This window comes from Gordonia sp. QH-12, from assembly GCF_001578675.1.
Taxonomy (GTDB): Bacteria; Actinomycetota; Actinomycetes; order Mycobacteriales; family Mycobacteriaceae; genus Gordonia; species Gordonia sihwensis.
In genome coordinates this window covers 1-19,439 of sequence record NZ_KQ969313.1, presented here as the reverse complement: position 1 = coordinate 19,439, position 19,439 = coordinate 1, and the positions used below count along the sequence as shown (strand labels likewise).

General features: G+C 68.0%; 11 protein-coding genes and 2 pseudogenes. 4 read left to right on the top strand and 9 right to left on the bottom strand.

Features of this window, described 5'->3' with window-relative positions; genetic code table 11:
• The 3 genes from Y710_RS18010 to Y710_RS18000 form a co-directional block, all read right to left on the bottom strand.
• Positions 1-1,021: glycosyltransferase family 87 protein (locus Y710_RS18010; protein ID WP_062368096.1), on the bottom strand; the 1,021-nt coding region annotated here is incomplete at its 3' end.
• 25 nt (positions 1,022-1,046) lie between these two features.
• A complete protein-coding gene (locus tag Y710_RS18005; RefSeq protein WP_062368094.1) occupies positions 1,047-2,633 on the bottom strand; it encodes an alpha/beta fold hydrolase in 1,587 nt (528 codons plus the stop codon).
• Positions 2,634-2,643: 10 nt separating this feature from the next.
• The gene (locus Y710_RS18000) at positions 2,644-3,396 is read right to left on the bottom strand and encodes a dihydrofolate reductase family protein (RefSeq protein ID WP_062368093.1); all 753 of its coding nucleotides are present in this window, start codon (positions 3,394-3,396) and stop codon (positions 2,644-2,646) included.
• Between the two features lie 35 nt (positions 3,397-3,431).
• Here Y710_RS18000 and zapE point away from each other — a divergent pair, with 35 nt between their 5' ends.
• Both zapE and Y710_RS17990 read left to right on the top strand, forming a co-directional pair.
• Positions 3,432-4,448, top strand: coding sequence for a cell division protein ZapE (gene zapE, locus Y710_RS17995; protein WP_045537626.1), 1,017 nt, complete (start codon positions 3,432-3,434; stop codon positions 4,446-4,448).
• 7 nt (positions 4,449-4,455) lie between these two features.
• Positions 4,456-5,118, top strand: a complete 663-nt coding sequence (locus Y710_RS17990; protein ID WP_231875780.1) for a Type 1 glutamine amidotransferase-like domain-containing protein — start codon at positions 4,456-4,458, stop codon at positions 5,116-5,118.
• Between the two features lie 4 nt (positions 5,119-5,122).
• Here Y710_RS17990 and Y710_RS17985 read toward each other — a convergent pair whose 3' ends face one another.
• Positions 5,123-5,746: a GNAT family N-acetyltransferase gene (locus Y710_RS17985; protein WP_082083906.1), complete on the bottom strand. Its 624-nt coding sequence runs from the start codon at positions 5,744-5,746 to the stop codon at positions 5,123-5,125.
• Positions 5,747-5,863: 117 nt separating this feature from the next.
• Here Y710_RS17985 and Y710_RS17980 point away from each other — a divergent pair, with 117 nt between their 5' ends.
• Positions 5,864-6,760 carry a DUF4261 domain-containing protein gene (locus Y710_RS17980; protein ID WP_045537627.1) on the top strand — a complete coding sequence of 299 codons (897 nt, stop codon included), beginning with the start codon at positions 5,864-5,866 and terminating at the stop codon, positions 6,758-6,760.
• A gap of 2 nt (positions 6,761-6,762) precedes the next feature.
• Here Y710_RS17980 and Y710_RS17975 read toward each other — a convergent pair whose 3' ends face one another.
• Positions 6,763-10,137 (bottom strand): DUF499 domain-containing protein, encoded by a 3,375-nt coding sequence (locus Y710_RS17975; RefSeq protein ID WP_062368091.1) that lies wholly within the window; start codon positions 10,135-10,137, stop codon positions 6,763-6,765.
• Positions 10,138-10,354: 217 nt separating this feature from the next.
• Positions 10,355-13,126, bottom strand: a complete 2,772-nt coding sequence (locus tag Y710_RS17970; RefSeq protein ID WP_062368090.1) for a DUF1156 domain-containing protein — start codon at positions 13,124-13,126, stop codon at positions 10,355-10,357.
• A 145-nt stretch (positions 13,127-13,271) separates the two neighbouring features.
• On the opposite strand from Y710_RS17970, the gene Y710_RS17965 reads away from it, so the two are divergent.
• Positions 13,272-14,855, top strand: coding sequence for an HNH endonuclease signature motif containing protein (locus Y710_RS17965; protein ID WP_062368095.1), 1,584 nt, complete (start codon positions 13,272-13,274; stop codon positions 14,853-14,855).
• Positions 14,856-14,867: 12 nt separating this feature from the next.
• Here the strand turns inward: Y710_RS17965 and Y710_RS19200 are convergent.
• From Y710_RS19200 to Y710_RS17955, 3 genes and pseudogenes are all read right to left on the bottom strand, one after another.
• Positions 14,868-16,593: pseudogene (locus Y710_RS19200) on the bottom strand (DUF3883 domain-containing protein); the annotation flags it as partial.
• Between the two features lies 1 nt (position 16,594).
• A pseudogene (locus Y710_RS19195) lies at positions 16,595-18,345 on the bottom strand (DEAD/DEAH box helicase); the annotation flags it as partial.
• Between the two features lie 78 nt (positions 18,346-18,423).
• Complete coding sequence (locus Y710_RS17955) at positions 18,424-19,296, bottom strand: DUF4261 domain-containing protein (RefSeq protein ID WP_062368089.1); 873 nt, start codon at positions 19,294-19,296, stop codon at positions 18,424-18,426.
• Positions 19,297-19,439: the final 143 nt, after the last annotated feature.

The window sequence follows — 19,439 nt, the reverse complement described above, 5'->3', positions numbered from 1 at the left end:
TCACCCGATCGTGCAGCAGCCCCTTCCGCATGGTCGAGCCGGTCTGGAAGACGGTCATCAGCAGCGGGAACAGCAGCATCGAGTAGTAGCCCTGGCCCAGCGATCCCACGAGGAACGTGGTGCCGAGCAGAACGCCCGACGAGGTCGCGAGCCAGAGCAACTCGTCGCTCCGGCGGTAGTAGCGGTAGAGGAACCACAGCGAGAAGACGGCCATCACCACGAACGCGATCCGCAGCAGCCACGCCAGCCAGGAGTCGACGCCGAAGTAGGCGGCGTTGCCGGTGATGGAGCTGTTGTAGTAGTCGCGCGACTCGCCGAGGTACGGGACGGTGCGGTGGACGAAGTCCATCGGGTCCTTCGACAACGGCCACGCCAGCACGTTCAGCACCAGCGGCACACCGATCGCGGTGACCAGGATCTTCCACTGGCGGTTCAGCAGCACCAGCAGGAGCAGCGGCGCGAGTACCGGCTTGACGGCGAGCGTGAGACCGATCGCGACGCCGGCCCACAGGTCGTGTCTGCGCATCATCAGCATCATGAACGCCAGCATCCCGAGCAGGACGAAACCGTTGAAGTTGGTGAAGATCAGCGTGTGCGCCACGGTCTCGGTGCTGAAGAAGAAGAGCAGGAGCGCCGGGAACACCCAGGAGTCGTAGGAGTAGCCGAACATCCTGGTCAACAGGTAGGCGCAGAGAATGAGCACCACCACGCTCGCCGCGATGAACAGCCAACGGGAGTATTCCGGGTTCAGAACCGCGAGCGGCGCCATCAGCATGGTGCCCGACGGCGGGTACAGGTAGTGCGGATCGACCGTGCTGTAGTTCTCGTTGTAGACCGGCAGCCGGTTGAGGAAGTTGAACGCGGCGTTGTAGACGGGCGTGAAGTCGTCGGTCCGGTGTCCGTTGACTCCGAGGATCAGCGACCGCTGAATGATCATCATCACCGAGATCGGCCACAGAATCAGCGAGATGATCCGCTGCGACTCCACGCGCGGATACAGGTAGCGCTCTACAACGTTCACCCGCGCACCGTACTACACCACGGTGTCAGGCCGGACAGGCGCGCTCGCTCGGCGCGCCCAGCGGAGCCGGGCCGAGATATTCGCCGATCAGGTCGCCCGCGCACGTGGAATTGGCGGCCACCGAGTAGCCGAGACCGTCCCACGAGACGGTGGTCTGAGCCGTGTCGGCCGCCAGCATCAGCGGCGTCAGATCGTCGGCCGCGGCGGCGCCGTTGATCGGATCGTTCTGGCCGACGAGCACCAGCGGGTCGACCGCGAAGCGCTCCGGCGCGGCGGGCGAGTCGGCGACGCCCCAGCCGTCGCACCGGACGAGATCGAGTGCCGTGGTGCCGGCGGTCAGCGGATTCTGCGCGTTCCAATCGCGCGCGAGAGCGGGGATCTCGTCAGTGCCCGGACGCCCGCGCATGTCGTTGCAGCGGGCCACGATCTGGCCGTCGGCCAGGCGGAGCGAGCGAGCCCGGTCCGCGAGCTTGCGCAGGGCACCCGTGTCGCCGCGGTCGGCGGCGGTGAGCGCCGTACTCAGTTCGCGCAGTCCGTCCGGGGAGGTGTCGCCGACCGCGAGCGCGGTGGTGAGTGCGTCGAGGACCTGTGTGTCTGACAGTGCGCCCTCCTGTCCGCCCGCGCCCGACGACATCAGCCGGCCGAGGACCGCAGCCCCGCCCGCGCCGAGCGAACAGCCCGCCCCGGCGCAGCGCTGCGTGAACGCGGTGAGGGTGGCCTGCAGGCCGCGGGCGCGGCTCTGGGCGGCGGCCTTCGCGGACACGTTGTAGCCGACCGGGGAGTCGAGGATCAGCCGGCCGACGTGGTCCGGGTGCGCGGCGGCGAACGCGAGGGCCACCGATGATCCGGTTCCGACCGACAGGATCGCGAGCCGGTCGACGTCCCAGCGCTGGCGCAGTTGCTCGAGGTCTTCGCCCGCCGCCGCGGCCGAGTAGTCGAGCTGGTCCGGTGTCAGCGTGTCGTTGCACTGGTCGGCGGCCGCGCGCGCCGCCTCCGACAGTTTCTCGGCGCGTGCCGCGACATCGCGTCCGTCACCCGCACCGTTGTCGTCGTAGACGCTGCGCTGCGTGGTGGTCATGCAGTCGATCAGACCGGACGTGCCGATCCCGCGATGGTCGACGGCGATCACCGGACGGCGATCCAGGATGCCGTGGTCGGCGCCCGTCGCGAACGACAGCAGGGTCCGCGAACTCGGCATGTCCTCTCCGCTCGTCAACACGAGCGGCACGGCGCCGGCCGGCGTGGCGTCGGTGCGGGCGCGGACGACGCCGACCTTGATCGTGGTGCCCGACTGCTGCGCCGGGTCCACCGGCACGTCCAGCCGCGCGCAGTCGAGCTTCACACCGTCGGGAACGGTGACGCCGTACCTCTGTGCGATCGACCCCGCGCACTGGCGCCAGTTCAAGTCCTTCTTCGGCGCCTGCAGGGCGGGCTGCTCCGGTGCGCCGGTCGCCTGCCCGCCCTCGTCGTCCCCGCGCACGATGTCGGGACCGGTGTCCGGACCGACCGCGCAGCCGCCGACGGACGCGGCCAGGATGAGCGCGGTCAGGACTGCGGCGAACCGGGAGACCGCCGATGCTCCAGCGGTCCGCGGGCGTCCGGGTGAATGCATGACCGCGAGCCTAGTCGGCGCGCTCCCACAGTTGATACAGATACCCTTCGGCGTCGCCGAGCATGTGCCGCAGACGCATCGGCCCGGGAAGGGAATCGGCCGTCCGGGCGGGGACCTCGGTGCCGTGCGCGATGCGGGGTGCGTCGCCGCCGACTAGCGCGGGGCTGACCGTCAACGCCAGTTCGTCGAGCAGACCGGCGGCCGCGAGATCGGCGAGGAACCGGGGACCGCCCTCGCACAGCACATGCCGCAACCCACGCCGGGCGAGCTCGTCGATCACCGCCCGCGGCTGCACCGACGACTCACCGCAGTCGACCACGGTGGCGCCGGCGTCGAGCAGTCGGCGCCGCGCGTCTCGCGGGGCGTCGCTGCACGTGGCGATGAGGACGTCGGGGTGCCGCGCCGTGGTGAAGTCGGCGGGCAGGTTCAGCGATCGCGACGCGAGGACCAGCAGCGGCACGGCCGACTGACCGCGGGCGGCGCGGCCCGGCGCGTGACGGGGCTCGACGACCGGTGGTCCGTACCCCTCCGTGACCGCGGTCTGCGCACCCACGACGATCGCGTCGGCCAGTGCGCGCTGCAGGTGGAAGACGGTGTGGTCGCCGTCGGATCCCAACGCGCCCGACCGACCCTGCGCGGTGGCGGCGCCGTCGATGCTGGCGATCATGTTGGCGCGGACCACCGGTTCGCCGGACGGCGGAAAAGAATAGACCTGCGCCAGTCCGTCTGCTGTGACATCAGTCGCTTTCTGCAGGATGAACATGAGTCCATCATGGTGCCGGTCGTTACCCTTGCCTAATGCTGGCACGACTTAGCGATCGGAATCCGGTCCTGGCTCCCGACCAACTCATCGGCGAGATGGTTCCGCCGACGATGTTCGACGAGGTGAGCTTCGACTCGTACATCCCCGACCCCGATGAGCCCAGCCAGACCGCGGCGGTGAACGCCGCCCGCGACTTCGTCGCCCGCGCATCCAAGGTCCGCAGCGGCGGAAAGAAGAGCTTCTTCCGCAAGTCCGCCGCACCCCAGGGGATCGGGCTCTACCTCGACGGCGGCTTCGGCGTCGGCAAGACGCACCTGCTGGCGTCGATCTACCACGCGATGCCGGGGCCCAAGGCGTTCGCGACGTTCGGCGAGGTCACCAATGTGGTCGGCGCCCTCGGTTACATCGACGCGCTGGAACGGCTGTCGGGACACAGCGTCCTCTGCATCGACGAGTTCGAGCTCGACGATCCGGGCGACACGATGGTGGTCTCGCGGCTGCTCACCGAGCTCACCGCCCGCGGCGTCTCCATCGTCGCCACGTCCAACACGCTGCCCGGACAGCTCGGCGAAGGCCGGTTCGCCGCGAGCGACTTCCTGCGCGAGATCCAGAAGCTGTCGTCGATCTTCGAGACCATCCGCGTCGACGGTCCCGACTACCGGCACCGCGACCTTCCGCCCGCACCGGAGCCGATGTCCGACGAGGAGCTCGAGCGTCAGGCCGAGAACACCGTCGGGGCCACCCTCGACACCTTCGACGACCTGATCGCGCATCTGGCGAAGCTCCACCCGTCGAAGTACAAGTCGCTGGTCGACGGCGTGTCGCTGGTGTGCATCTCCGACGTGCGTCCCGCGCCGGACCAGGCGGTGGCACTGCGCCTGGTGGCGCTGGCCGACCGGTTGTACGACGCCGAGATCCCGGTGAGCATCTCCGGGGTCAAGCTCGACGAACTGTTCACCCCGGAGATGCTGGCCGGCGGCTACCGCAAGAAGTATCTGCGCGCCACCTCGCGCCTGCTGGCCCTCTCCCGATTCGCGGAGGCGAATGACTGAGGCGCCGATGACTGACGTGCAAGGCCCACTGATCCTGCTGTCCCTCGGGGCGGGCGCTCTGTTGGAGTACCTGCCGCCGGTCGCCGGTGCGGCGCACGACGCCACCGAGCCGCGTCGTCTGCGGATCGGCTACATCGACGAGGCTCAGCGTCATCTGCTCGACGCGCCGTTCACCGGACCCGAACGCGAGCGGCTCGTCCGGTTCGGGTACGACGTCGTCGATGTCGACCTCCGCAAGAGCGGCTTCGAGGAGGCTCTGGCCTGTGTCGACGCCTTCTACGTCTCGGGAGGCGACACCTTCGCGCTGATGTCCGGGCTGCGCCGCAGCGGCGCCGACAAGGTGATCGCCGAACGAGTCCGCGCCGGGACTCCCTACGTCGGCCTCAGTGCGGGAGCGGTGGCGGCCGGGCCGGACGTGGAGCCCGCAGCGTTGATGGACGACCCGGGTCTGGGTCTCGACCTGGCCGATTTCCGGGGACTCGGACTCACCGACACCGTCGTGATCCCGCATGCGGACGGACAGTTGCCGCCGTATCCCACCGAACTGATCGACCGGACGCTGAATGAGTACGGCGACCGGTTCACACTGCTGCCGCTGTACGACGATCAAGCGTTGATCGTCGACGCCGCCGGATCGCGCGTGGTGCCGTCGGCCGAACCCGCCGTGTGAGGGTTCAGCTCTCGCGGGCCAGCACGAAGTCGTGCTCGATGGCGCCGTTCATGTTGAAGCTCTTGGTGCCGATCTGGCGGAAGCCCATCTTCGCGTAATACCTCTTCGCGCGTTCGTTGCCCGAGTGCACGCCGAGCCACACCAGGGTCGCACCGCGGTCGCGGGCGGCGTCGAGAGCCGCGTTCATCAGGGCGTGAGACGGCCGGAGCTCGCTGTGGACGGCATGATGCTCGGGCAGCACGTACATCTTGGAGATCTCGGTGACCGTCCCGTTCGCGACGGCGGCGGCACCGGCCGGGAACGCGTCGACCGCCGCGCGCACGTCGGGGTCGGCCGGGAGATCGTGGACCAGCAGCGCGTAGCCGACGATGGGGCCGCCGGCACCGGTCCGCGCGACGAGTACCTGCTTGCGCGGGTCCGCAAGGTACTCGGCGAACCGTGCGGCGGAGAGCACCTGCTCGATGTGCGCGGCGATGTTCTCCGGTGTCGAGTGCGGCGGGCAGGCGAGCGGGAAGGTCGCGGCGGCGACGTCGGCGATCGCGGGAGCGAGGCCGGGATCGGTGACCGTCTCGATCAACAGACCGGCGTCGCCGGCGGCCGATTGCGCTGAAGTCGCAGATTGCGTCACATACCGATTGTGCCTTGTTCCGGTGCGGCGGCACGACACGGTACCCCGCGTCCTGGTGCAATGGAGGCTGTATGGAGCTGTATGGAGGTTGTACCGCCAACGACCGTGAGGACGCCCGTGGATCCACTGTTCGTCACCCTGTGCCAGACTCGGATCGATCCCGGCCTGACGGCTGCGAGACTGCTCGAGCAGATCCGTGCCGACTGGGGCGAGTTGCTCGACTCCGAGTTCGACTCGGTTGTCGTCGAGACCCAACGAGGCGAGGGACCGGAGTCCGCGCCGGTGTTCGTGATCTCCTTCGACGAGGTCCGGGTGCTCGTGGCGGGCGTCGACGCGCCGCACGGACTCGACGTCGCCGACGCGGCCCAGAGCAGTCCGCTGTGGAGTGCGGAGGCCGAGCTGCCCGACCCGGACGGGCCCTCCCTCGTCGTCGCGGCGTCCTCGGAGGCGGTGCTCGCCGGCCCGGTCTTCGACGACGCGGTTCTCGGTGACGCGGTTCTCGGTGACGACCGTGACCTCATCGAGGAGGCGACGCTGATCTCGCGGGTGGTGACCTCACTGCTGGCCTGCACCGACTCGGTGCGGGCAGTGTACATGCACACCTCCGAGCAGATCGCCGAGCCCTCGGCGTACCGGCGCGCGGCGCTGGAGGTCTCGCCCGACCTGCCGCTGATGCTGTGGGTCGATTTCATGGTCGCCGACGAGGCCGGACTGGTGTCGGCGGAGACGATCGGCATGTCGGAGCTGGGGTTGCTCGACATCGAGGTCACCGACAGCACACTGCCGGCCGAGCAGGTGGTGAAGGTCGTCGTCGACACCGCCGTGCTGATGTACGACGACGGTCCGGTCATCGGTGACGGTGACGTTCTCGGGACCGACAGCGGCGACTTCACCGCGCGGATCGCCCCGTCGAAGTACGACGCCGACCACATCGTCCTGCACCTCGTGCCGCCGACGGCGACCGCCAACCGTGCCGAGCGTCGCGCCGCGGCGCGGAAGAAGAAGCGTCGCTGACCTCAGTCGTTCTCGAAGCCGGACGCTTCGAAGCCGAGGGTCGTCGCGTTCTCCGACACGGTGCGGCGCACCGAATCGGAGAATCCGTCGGGATCGACGGCGCTGATCTCGATGCGGATCTCCACCCGTCCGGCGGCCGAGGAGAGGTGCTTGAGCACTTCCTGCTGGATGGTGCTGAAGTCGCGCGCCGGAAAGTCCGAGTCGAGTTGCGCTGAGCCGAAGTAGCGGCGCTTGAGTGCGCTCTGAGTGGTGGACTGCGTCTCCGCCGAGCCCGCTCCGGCGGTGGACGCGTCCGATGATCCGCCGTCCGCCGAGGACTGCTCGCCGTCGCGCTCCCGCTGCTGGCGCACCTCCTCGTCGCGCTGAGCGTCCGCCGGTCCCGGCTTCACGATCAGCGTGCTGTCGGAGATGTGCACGGTGGCGTCGTCGCCGGGCAGATGCAGCCCGAGATAGCGCTTCTGGGTCTCGTCGTATCCGTCGGCGAACGCGAATCCCTGCTGGCGCCAACTGATCTGGTCGTCGAGGACCGAGTACAGCCCGTCGATCAGCACCTCCCGGTCGCGCAGCCGCGGCAGGTATGGGTAGGTCGCGTAGTACCGGTGCAGCGTGCCCACGTCGAGGTGTCCGGAAGCCCATGCCGCCGACAACCGGCCCGTCAGATCCAGATAGATCAGCGACGACGATCGGGCCAGCGCGATGTGTTCCAGGCTGAGCTTGGCGCCGGTGCGCGCGTACACGTCGTCCTTGCTGCCCGAGACGTTGACCACGTCGATGGAGTAGGTCGCCTCGCCCGTCTGCTGCTCGGGGCAGAGTGCCCAGCAGAAGGTCTCGTTGAGTCGATTGCGCACGATGTCGTCGTTCGTCGCGCGCCGTTCCGTCGCCTGCTTGGTCTGCTGACCGCCGAGCCCGTAGTCGTCGGCGTTCTCCGCGACGTGCTTCCACGCCAGGTAGTTGCGCACCGCCTCGTCCAGTTCGCGGGCCCGGTTGGTGTCGGCGGCGAGGAAGATCAGCGAGTTCTTGAACGAACGGATCGCGTTGCCGCGGTGTTCGAGGACGTTCGCGGCCCACGACTTGGCCGTCGGGGCCGAGGACCGCGCGGCGTAGGTGTGCTGCATGGGCACCACGACCAGGCGAGTGTCGGTCTCGTCCGGCACGTCGGCGGACGATTCGGGGAACACGTGGATGCCGGCGAACGACTTGTCTGCGGAGGTCTTGCGCAGTTCGGTGAGCCGTCGTTCCACCTCGGCCCAGACGTCCGCGGGCGCCAGCCCGGCCGCGTGGTCGCGCGCGGTGCGGCTGATGTTGGCCTGGGTGTCGTACCAGTAGCGCGACGACTCGGTGTACAGGTACGTCGACTGACCGGTGAGGGCGTCGAGCGCCGAGTGGAAGTTGCCCGGTACGTCGCCCGGGAGAGCGGTGCCGAGGAAGATGCGGTGCTTCTCTGCGCCCTTGTGCGCCGAGTGCAGGCCCGGAGTCGCGGCCATGAACACCGAACGGGCCAGCCGCTGTGCCACCTTGCGCTTGCCGAAGTGCTCGTTGTTCTTGTCGACCAGCGCCGGGACCGATTCGGGGCCGGCGACGTCGGTGTGAATCACCGGTTTGAACTGGTCCTCGAGGTACTTGGTCACCTCGGAGACCACGTCGGCGTCGTCGAGTGGCACGGTTCCCGGCATGATCAGCGCCGACGAGTTGTCCGACCGCCAGAGGGTCCCGACCACCCGGTTCATCATCTGCAGGACGCCGCGAGTCCGCTGGAACCGGTCGAGCGTCGACCAGTCCTGGTACAGCCGGTCGAACAGCTCCGGATGAATCGGGTAGCAGCGCTTGATCCGGTCCTCGTACTGGGAGTCGCGGACCTCCGACGGGAACTCGGCGTGGTACTTGCGGTAGAACTCGACGACATTCTTGGCGATGTTGGCGATCTTCGCCGACGCCTCGGCGTCCGGTGTGGAGAAGATGCGCCGCCGCACGATTTCGAAGCTCTCCTCGGCGTTGGCCGGCTGCCACTGGTCGGCGGTCCGGCCGATCACGTTCTTCAGTGCGTGGAGCGCTTCGCGCCCGTACTCGCCGCCGACCTCCTCGTCGTTCACCTCGTCGCCGCCGTCTCCGTTGGACGACGCGGGGATCGAGATGACCACCTGAATGCCCTTGACCGCACGGGCGGCTTCGGTGAGGGCCTGGGCGAAGGTGAACTGGGTGTCGAAGTCGCCGGCCGGAAGCGGTTCCGGAGGGTTCACGAGCTGTCTGGCGTACGCCACCCATTCGTCGATCAGGATCACCGCGGGGGAGTACAGCGTGAAGAGCTCGCGGAGGTCGGCACCCGGGTTGGTCGAGGTGCGGTCGGCATGGGCGACGATGTCATAGGCTTCCTGCCCGCCCAGCTGCCAGGCCAGTTCGCCCCACATGGTGCGGATGTTCGGCCGGCCGTCGTCGGTGTTCTCCCGTGACGGGACCATCTGGTTGCCGACCAGGGCGACGCGTCCGACGCGTCCTCGCACCGCGTCGAGCGGTTTGGCGAGCGGAGCGACGTCGTCACCGAAGACGTGACTCTCCGCGCCCGATGCCAGATGCCAGAGCGCGAGCATCGAGTGCGTCTTGCCGCCGCCGAAGTTGGTCTGCAGGTTGATGACCGGTGACGCGTTCTCATCGCCGGTCAGTCGCGCGACGTTCCGGGTGATCAGATCGCGCAACCCCTCGGTGAGGTAAGTACGGCCGAAGAACTCGGCGGGGTCGGTGTACTCGGACTTGTGGCCGCCGCTGCGCATCGCGACGGTGTAAAGGTCGGCGGCGAACTCCGCGGCGTTGAACTGGTCGCTCTGGATGTCGGGATGGGGTGCCAGGACGTCCCGCCATGCCGGCAGATTGTCGGAGCCCACCTGCAGCGCGGGCACGTTGCGCGCGGCCCGTTCGGTGGCCTGCCGGGTGCCGATGGCGCGGACGTCGTCGCGCAGCTTCGCGACGTCGGCGGCCTCCTTCGGAGCGTCGATGGCGAGCAGGAATCGGTGACAGATGTCGAGGTCGAACTGCGCGTCGTCGTTCGTGAAGTTCTCGTGATGCGCGAGCCGGTTCCGGGCGTCGACCAGCGGCGTCGCCAGGGATACCTGCGCGCGGCTGAGCCGCTTGCCGATCGGGTCCCAGCCGCGCCGGAACTTGTACGGAATGTTGTCGGTGAACATCCGAAGGCTGTCCGACGGGTCGAGCGGGTTGTACTTCTTGTCGGGGTGCGCGCTGGGTGCCTTGACCGTGCGCAGCACGTCGATCCAACCGCTCGCCCCCGCCGGCAGATCGGGGCCGATCGTCTCGGTCAGGAAACGATCGACCGCCGGTCCGAGCAGCTCGAACGCCTGATGGATCCGATCCCGATTACTCGGCGCCACGGAGGGCTCCTTTCACTATTCACACAGATGTGTGTATTCGCGACGAAGGTTATCGCAGCGGTCGGACAATCAGGACGTCGAGGTCACGTCTCGCCGCCGGTGTGACGGATGCCCGCCTACGACAGCGGCCGGAGCCTCCCGCCCAGCACAGGGCTTGCACGGCGTGTCGGCCGCTCCGGGCGTGTCGCGTCACGTGACTCGCCGGCGAACGCGCCGATCACAGCAGCATCTCCTGGTGCACCGCACCGCGCGCACCGCGGGCGATGTCGCTCCACGCGGCGCCGAGGCCGTTGAAGCTGACCGCGAGGGCCGTCGATTTGCGATCCTCGGCGAGTTTGAAGAGCAGGCTCGCGAGTTCGCGGCACAGATCGGTGTCGACCGCCTCCGGCACCAGGCTCAGCAGTGTCGACGCCGCGGGGATGCCGTCCGAGTCGAGGACCCGCACCAGGTGCATCACCACCTCCCACTGGCTGATCGAGGAGTCGGTGGACGGGTCGTAGTCGGCAGGCATGTCCGTGGGCGCGATCAGCGCGACCCGGCCACCGCCCTTGGTGAGAATGCCCGAGCGCTCCATGCCGTCGAGCGAGATGCTGCGCGCGTTCGCGAGCGACTCGGCGTCGCCGAACTTGCCGCTGTCGAAGCCGTTCTGTCGGAACCAGGTCAGCGCGAAGCGGGTGGGTGCGTCGAAGTCGTTCTCCAATTCGCCGAGCACCTCGTCGAGGATCGCGTTGATGCGCTGCAGCGCGGTCCGGACCGTCATCTTCGACCCGTCGTCCTCCAGCACGGCGTTGTACTCGGAGAAGATCGCCATGCCCGGCCCGATCGCCGCCTGCGGCAGATCGACCGGCGCGATGGCGCCCTGCTGCAATTCGCGCAGGCTCGCCGGCAACTCGTTCCGCAGCCGCGCCAGGAACGCACGGCGGTCGACGCGGGGTGCATCCTCCGGGCGCGGTCGGAGAGCAAGAACGATGGAGGAGGCGAGGGCGTTGGTTCCCTGGCTCAGCATGCGGTTACCGAGCTCCGATCGCATCGGCCACGTCGCGGTGATCTGCCAGCCGGAGCGGATCATGCCCTCCAGCAAGGTCTCCCAGCCGGTCGACGCCTGGCCGTCCTTCGACGAATCCTGCTGTTTGAACGCGTAGTAGACGGTGATGGGGAAGTCCTCGTAAGCGTGCTCACGGGCGCGACGGAAGACCTCGCGGAATCCATCTTCGAAGAATTTGTGCGCGCCCTCCTTGCCGTTATGCCGGTAAGGGTTGGCCACGAGTTCCTCGGTCTTCGGCACAAGCATCGTCGAGAGGATCGACGGGTGAATGTCCTTGAGCGACCGACGAAGCCAGATATAGAAGAAGTCAGAGAGATCGGAGTAGCCGATGTTGTCGTAGTAGGGCGGGTCGGTGGAGATGAGAGCGTGCTGTGAGATATCGGCTGCAGACCGATGATAGGTATGAGTACCAGTACTTGCGGGCAGGCGATCTAAGGCCTTGGGAATGAACCGCAGAGTTGGCTCCCAGCCGCCGGCTGAATTCGATGCAAAGTTCGACTCCGCAAAGTCCCAGACCATCGGTATCGCTTGCCGTGCGAAGAGATGGCCGACCTGTTCCTTCCCCGCGTCCGGTCGCCATTGGCACAAGGCGTTCGAGTAGTTCGTGTACCGACTGACGGCGATGCCGAGGTAGGTTGAAATCGCGTCGGCATACGCGCTCGCCTGCGTCTGGCTGATGTGCTTACTGCCCTCAGGAAGATCGGCTGCGAGCGCGTCACGCAAGACCAACTCGCGGGCTTCTCCGACCAGATCGCTGAATGTCGTCAGCGCGGTGAGTTGGCGTGGCGTGAAGAGTGAGGCGAAGGTGTCGAGGCCGTATGGCGGCGTCCACACGTCCTTCGGATGGAATCCCAGTCGCTGGTTCGGTACGTCGAGCGGTGGCTCCACCTCAGCGGCCCGGCGATGTACGTCCGACGGCGGTAGATAGATTCGACGGCGAGTGCCTTCGGCGACCGTGGCTATGAGATCTGCGCCCATTCGCCTTTCGGTTCCCTGAGCTTTGATGTAGTCGGTGCTGACGGCGGTACCGCAGCGGATACAGACGCCGCCACGTTTGCCAGACATCGTCCCGTCTGTCTCCTTCGTCGGCGCCTGAGCCGGATCGTGACCGATCTCGTACAGCACGGCCTTGCCTTCGATCACGGGGACGACGTACGCCTCCTTGCCCTTCTTCTTGCCGAGCCACCACGACCTGACGAGGGGCATCGCTATCCGGCACTCGGGATTCGGGCACGTCACCGTACGCGCCCAAATCCACGCGATCACCGTCGCCTCGGTACCGTCGGGCAGGGTCGCCTTCGGATACAGATGGCCGATGCGCTTCTGGGCTTCGTCGCGCATCCACTGTCCGTAGCGGCGGACGTCTTCGGCGAGACCTGTGGCGCGGGGCCAGTCCTGGATGGTCTCGTCGGCGGCTCCGGGCCACACGGGCGGCTGTCCGGCGAACTTCGGCGGAATCTCGATCAGCGCCTTGTTGATGAGCACGGCGACGGGGTTCAGGTCTGACGCGTGAGCTTCGAGTCCGAGTCGTTGCGCTTCAAGGGGAATGGTTCCGCCGCCGGCGAACGGATCGAGGATCGGTGGGGGATTGCCGTCGGTCGACTCCATGATCTTGCGATGAGCTTCGGCGAGCAGTTGCTCGTCGTTCGAGTTCTCCCACACCACGAGTCGCTCGATCAACTCGAAGAGTCGCTTTCGCTCCGCGATCTGCTCCGCCTCGGTGGGGTACAGGTCTGGGCGCGACGCGGGGTCGTCCACCAGTTGAGAGAACAGCACAGCGCGTGCCGCGGCCAGTGGCCGGCGCGCCCACCACAGATGCAGTGTCGACGGATGTCCGTGGCGGATCGACTTCTCGCGAGCGGACTCCTCATTGATCTTCTGCAGCGGGATGCTGACCTCGATCAACTTTCGTCGCTGAACATTACTGTGTGCATCGCTGGACACGGGTACCCCTTGGTGAAGCGCATGGCGGACGAGAACGTTTCAACATAGCGCACACGACAGTGTGTATTGCAATCGGTGCGACTCGGCTGAGAATGTCGGACCTCTCGAGTATCATCGAACGTAAGTTCGACAATCGGGGGTGGAGATGAAAGTGCAGGTGAGAGAGCGTAAGGCTTCGTCTGTGACGGTGGCCGACGACGCGATCGTCATCCGGATCGAACGTCCGGACGTCCAGAACTCGCCCACCGTTGCATCCGAGGCGTCTGGGTCACGAAGCGATCGAGCGGCACTGCTCGGGTTCGCGGCGCGCGCGGACTGCTACCAGGGGCTGGTGCTGTGGCATCGATACGAGGCGCTGTACTCGCTGCTCATGGCGAAGCAATCCGAGTTGGAGTCCGATCCGTCGGCGGACGCCTACACCCGGCTCTACGACCCACTGTGCCAAGTCGCGGCGTCGTATGCGGTCGCCGCGGGTGTGCAGCACTACACGGCAGAGCGGTTCGTCGAATCCGCCGTGGCCTGCATGGAGCGGATCCCGGCCCTCGGACGGATGTTGCGCGACGGACTGATCAACTCGGCGAGTTTCCGGCGCGCGGTGGAGCAGACGGCCCTCGTCGACGATGCGGACGTCCTGGCCTTCATCGACGCGGAAGCGGCCGCGAGACTGCGCGAAGTGGGCGGTCTTTCGGCGGCGCGCGTGGAGACGATGCTCGGGGCGATCGTCGCCGAGCACGATCCCGACGCGGTGACCTTGACCCGGGAGGAGGTGCGGGCAGCCAAGCGCGTGCAGGTGAACCCGCTGACCGACACCGCCTCGGAACTCATCGTCACCGCGTCGGCCGAGGACGTGGCGATCGCCAAGGATGTACTCGATGCGGTGATCGCCGGCGTCTGCCCCAACGACCCACGCTCCAAGGGCGCCCGGCGCAGTGATGCGGCGATGGCGCGCATCAACGGCACGGACTTCGTATGCGAGTGCGGTCGAGAGGACTGCACTGCTCGACTCGCGCCGGCCGACATCGCGTCGCGGTGCGCGCGGATCGTCCTGCACGTGGTGGTTCGCAAAGAAGTGCTCGAGGGGACGTCGCAGACTGCGGCGCATCTGGACGGCCACGGACCGATCTCGGCGACACACATTCGTGAGATGGCGTCACGGCCCGACGCTGTGCGTCGCGAGCTGAACCTCGACGAGGTCATCGCGCAGGCGAGTCGGCCCGACAGCGGATACCGTCCGTCCGCGGCGCTGGATACTGCCGTCCGCGGGCTGTTCGGCACCTGCTCGTGGCCGGGTTGCGCCCGGCCCGCGTGGAAGTGCGACCTCGACCACGTATGCGAGTACGACCACGCGGATCCGTCGGCGGGCGGCGTCACCTGCATCTGCAATCTCAATGCGAAATGCCGATTCCATCACGGGTTGAAGACCCACGCGAACGGGTGGGTCGACGATCAGATCGTGGACGCCGCCGGCGTCGTCTGGACCGAAGTCACCTCACCGGAGGGGATCACCGTCCGGCAGCAGGCACTGAACATGTGGCTCCTTCCCGAACTGGGCCACCTTCAGTGCGGACACGGCTCTCCGACACGCCGAGAAGCACGACACGCCGGTGACGAACCCGAACGCTCGCTGACACGGTTGCAGGCCAAGCACCGGTACCGCATGCAGAAGCGAGCGGCGAACCGCCGGGCTCGCGAAGCCATCGCCCACGACGCCGGCGCCCCGCCGTTCTGACACCGCGAGCCGTCAATGCGGCGGGAGTGCCTTCTTCCAGGCCTTGTGCCAGTTGAGTTCGACTCCGCTCACGTCGGTGTTAGCGAGGTCGACGTCGCGGAAGTAGTCGGTGAGGTAGCGGACCTCGTCGTGATCGGGGCCGTCGGGGCTCACCGAGACCATCGCGAGCCGGTGGTTCTCACCGGTGTTCTTGCCCTGGAGCACCTGGTTGTAGGAGACGAAGAAGGTGTCGGCGCCGGCGATCCGGCCCTTGACCTCGATGTACACCGATGGTGCACGACCGCCGTCCGCAGCCGGAGCCGGAACGGAGAGGACGTCGTATCCGGGGTTGTTGTGCGGCATCTCCTCGGGCATGCGGGCCAGGGCGCACTCGGCACGCAGCACCGCGTCGACGGCCCGCCGGTCGGTGGCCGTGGTGTCGGCGGCGTGTCGGCCCACCGACTCGCCGAGCATCCCGGCGGGGACCACGAGAACCGCGGTCTCCAGCCTCGGCGGGCGTGCGGTGAGGACACGCTCGTCGGCGAGCTCGCGCAGGCGGCGCCCGAGCCTGGCCTCCAACTCGCGCGCCCGCCGCTCGAGCCGTTCCGGGCTGAGGCGCCGCCCGCGCGTGGTCTTGCCGGCCGCCGATTCTTCACGCCGGCGTGCGACTTCGGAGTCCAGGTAGTTGATCTGCTCGATCAGCCGTGTGCGCACCGCTCTCTCGGTCCGCTCGACGTCGGGGACCACGCGGTCGCGGACCTCGCTCAGGTGACGGGGCACCGCGGTGGACGCGGCCCACGACAATGCCTGGTCCGTCAGTGAACGGCCGACGAACGAGTCTAGCCCGCGGATCGGCGCGCCCTCCGGGATCGGCTGCAGGTCGAGATGCGGCGCCGGACCGGCATCGGCGACGGACCCGTCGGCGTCGATCGAGACGAACGCGAATCTCTTGCTGACCACGGTCCCGGAGCCGTCGACGATCTCGGAGGTCAGGGCGAAGATCGCGCGCGGGGCGGTGCCGGGATCGGTCGGGTCGAGCAGTGTGGCGCCCGCGGCGAGGACGTCGGCACTCCCGTCCAGGACGGAGTCGATCACGGCGTCGAGCAGCGGGTGCCCGGGTGCCAGGAGGTCGGCGCGCACGGCGCCCGACGACACCGCTGACGGCTCGAACGTGACGCGCTCGTACGCCCTCGTCACCGGCCGCCCCGCGTGCTCCCGGCGGATGTCTCGATGACGCAGCGGCGCCGGAACATTCGAGATCTGGAACCGGTGGCGCTCCCGCTTCGACAGCCGACCGCCGAGCGCGGTGAACGCATCGGTGAAGAACTGCGCGATGTAGTGCGGCTGCAACCTGCGCGCGGTCGCCTCGTCCATCTCGCGGCGCAGACGCGCCATCTCGAGCGGATCGAGCGTCTCGCGGGCGAGTGCGCGCTCGGTGACTAGCGTGTCGCAGCCGGAAGCCACCTCGGCGTCGACAATGCGCTCGATCTCGTCGATCCGCGCGGGATCGTCGCCGTAGAGCACCGCATCCCACAGCAGGTCGCGCAGCGGCCGGCCGGCGAACGCTTCGTCGCCGAGAACGTCGAACAGCTTGCCGCCGTAGGCTGAACGCTGCTGCTCCATCTTCTCGAGCAGACGCGTGTAGACCTGACCTTCGCGAGTCTGGGCGGCCACGATGTTCCACAGGCGGCACACGTTCTTCTGCCCGATGCGGTGAATGCGGCCGAAGCGCTGCTCGAGCCGGTTCGGATTCCACGGGNTAGTTGACCATCAGGTGCGCGGCCTGCAGATTGAGCCCCTCGCCGGCGGCGTCGGTGGCCACCAGCACCAGCCGCGACGGCTCGTTGGTGAACTGCTCCCGGATCGCGACGCGCTCGCCGCGCCGCGTGCCGCCGTGAATCGTCAGCACCGCGTCGTCGGAACCGAGCACATTGCGGATCTGCGCGGTGAGGTAGTCGAGCGTGTCCTTGTGCTCGGTGAACACGATCAGCTTGCGCGGACGACCGTCCTTGCCGCGCAACAGTTCTCGATCGGTCAGCAGTGAACGCAGCTCCGACCACTTCCGGTCGATGCCGCGGTCGCGCACACGGGTCGCCAGCGCCACGAGGTCTTCCAGGATCGCGATCTCGGTGTCGAGTTCGGCGACGGTGCGTGCGGCGGTCGCCGCGTCGACCACTTCCTCCTCGATGCGCTCGTACTCCTCGGCGCTGTATTCGTCGGGATCGTCGAAGGCGTCGGCGGGCGGCAGCGGCATCCGATCGTCGACGGGGATCCGGCCGGCGATCAGGTCGGCACGACGCGAGGCGAGCCGATCGCGGCGACGCTGCAGACTTCGCAGCACCGCGTGGGTGCTCGACGCGAGCCGGCGCTGGAGGACGGTGAGCGCGAACCCGACGGTGCGGCGTTTGGGGGAGTCGGGCGAACTCTCCGCACGGTTCATCTCCACGCGCACGTACTGCGTGACGGCCTCGTACAGCTCCGCCTCCCCGTCGGAGAGCTCGTAGGGAACGGTTTCGGCGATCCGTTCGGGGAACAGCGGCCTGCCCTCGAAGGTGAGCAGTTCCTCCTTGACCATCCGTCGCATGAGGCCGGAGGTGTCGGCGACCGCGTCCGACTGCGGGCGGCCGGCGAATCGGTCCTCGTCGAGAAGGGAGAGGAACAGTTGGAAGTTGTCGTCGTTGCCGGCGTGCGGCGTCGCCGTCATCAGAAGCAGGTTGCGTGCCACGCCGCCGAGGACGCGGCCGAGCTTGAACCGCTCGGTCTCCCGGACCTCGCCGTCCCAGCCCTGCCATGACGCGGACATGCGATGCGCCTCGTCGACCACCACCAGATCCCACTCGCTCGCCTCGAGGTGACCGATCAGGTCGGGGTCGCGGGCGAGCTGATCCATGCGGGCGATCATGAACGGGTGGGCCGGGAACGGGTCGCCGCTGGGGCTGGCGTTGATCAGATCCCGGGTCAGGAGAGTGGCTGTGAGGCCGAACTTCTCCGACAGTTCGTCCTGCCACTGTTCCACCAGCCCGCCCGGCGCGACGATCAGCAGCCGCGCGAGATCGCCCCGGAGCAGCAGTTCCTTGGCGTACAGCCCCGCCATCACCGTCTTGCCCGCGCCGGGATCGTCGGCCAGCAGGAAGCGCAGGGGAGTGCGCGGCAGCAGTTCCCCGTACACCGCGCGGATCTGGTGCGGCAGGGGAGAGATGTCGCTGGTTCCGACCGCCGCCATCGGGTCGTGGGCGCCGGTCATCGCGATGCGCAGCGCCTCCGTCGCGAGGCGGAACGTCCGCGGGTCGGCGTCGAAGGTCCACGAGCGCTCGACATCGTCCTCGACGACGATGTCAGCGATGTCGTCGGCGAACAGCATCTCCTCGCGGACGCCCAGTCGGTCGTCGCGGACGACCACCGTGGCCGCCGAATCTCCGCTCGGGATCACCGCGACGAGGTGGACCGGCTCGCGCCAGCGGCCCGACAAGCGCTGCCCGGGACGCAGATCGGTGAGGGATCGCAGATTCATGTGCACACCATAGTGGGCGCATCGGACAGTTCCCGCGTCGCGGTGGTGCTACTTGCGGTGGTGTTACTTGCGGTGGTGCTACTTACGTCCGAACCAGCGCCGCTTCCTCGGCTGCGCCGGCTCGTCGGCGAGTTCGGGTTCCGGGAAGTCCTCTCCGACGAACTCCAGCGACAGGACGGTCTTGTCCGCGTCGACCTGCGACGGCGCGTGGTGCGCGACGATCTCGGCGGCCTCCGTGGCGCCCAGCGTGTCGCCGTCGCCGATCACCGGGCCGTTCTCGAGAAGGTAGATCGCGGTGTTGACGATGCGGCCGAAGGTGTCCTCGGCGGACTCGTGCGACTGCACGATCTCGACGTCGGGCAGCCCGAGCATGTCGAGTCCGCGCGTATGTCCGGTCATGATGCCGTCGGGTCGCGGCGCGACGTTCAGGGCCACCCACGCCGGGAGCATCGGATCGGGGAGCGTCTCGATCGCCAGGTCGCGGAACAGCGGAGGCAGGATCACGTGATTCGCGCTGCCGAAGTACACGGCGACGATCGACTCCGACAGCGCCACCGCGGCAGCGATGACCTTCGACAGCAGGACCGCATCGGCGATCGCCTCGACATGGTTCGTCTCATGCCCCGGCCGGACGACGGTGACGATGGTGTGCGCCGAGTAGTCGGCGGGCGCCGGAGTGTGATCGGGCCACAGCCGGCTGTACTGGGCGATCTCGGCGAGGTCGTCGCCCACCGGTGCCGCGATCCCCATCAGGAAGATCTGCCGGTCGCCGTACGACAACGCCAGGGGCGAGTCGGCGTCGTCGGCCGCCCCCGACCCGGCAGCAGCGTCGCCGACGCTCAGCAGATCGGCGTCCAGGTCCGGGAAGTCGTTGAGCATCTGTGCGGCGAGGCGCTCGGCGGAGAGTGCGGGATCGAGTCGGCTCTGGAACAGCATCGCGAGGCTGGGCACTGGAGTCCGGTCCTTTGCAGTGGGGTTCGAGGGGCGGTCCGGCCGAAGCGGAACGCCGTCAATCCTGCCAGAACCGGGAACGACGAAGCCCGCCGGGATCCGGCGGGCTTCGTCTGCGTGGTGCGCGATACAAGGATTGAACT

What these genes read in the sequence shown, in the direction of transcription:
- Y710_RS18005 (WP_062368094.1), bottom strand. Translation starts at nt 2,633, where the DNA reads ATGCATTCACCCGGACGCCCGCGGACCGCTGGAGCATCGGCGGTCTCC.
- Y710_RS18000 (WP_062368093.1), bottom strand. Translation starts at nt 3,396, where the DNA reads ATGTTCATCCTGCAGAAAGCGACTGATGTCACAGCAGACGGACTGGCG.
- zapE (WP_045537626.1), top strand. Translation starts at nt 3,432, where the DNA reads ATGCTGGCACGACTTAGCGATCGGAATCCGGTCCTGGCTCCCGACCAA.
- Y710_RS17990 (WP_231875780.1), top strand. Translation starts at nt 4,456, where the DNA reads ATGACTGACGTGCAAGGCCCACTGATCCTGCTGTCCCTCGGGGCGGGC.
- Y710_RS17965 (WP_062368095.1), top strand. Translation starts at nt 13,272, where the DNA reads ATGAAAGTGCAGGTGAGAGAGCGTAAGGCTTCGTCTGTGACGGTGGCC.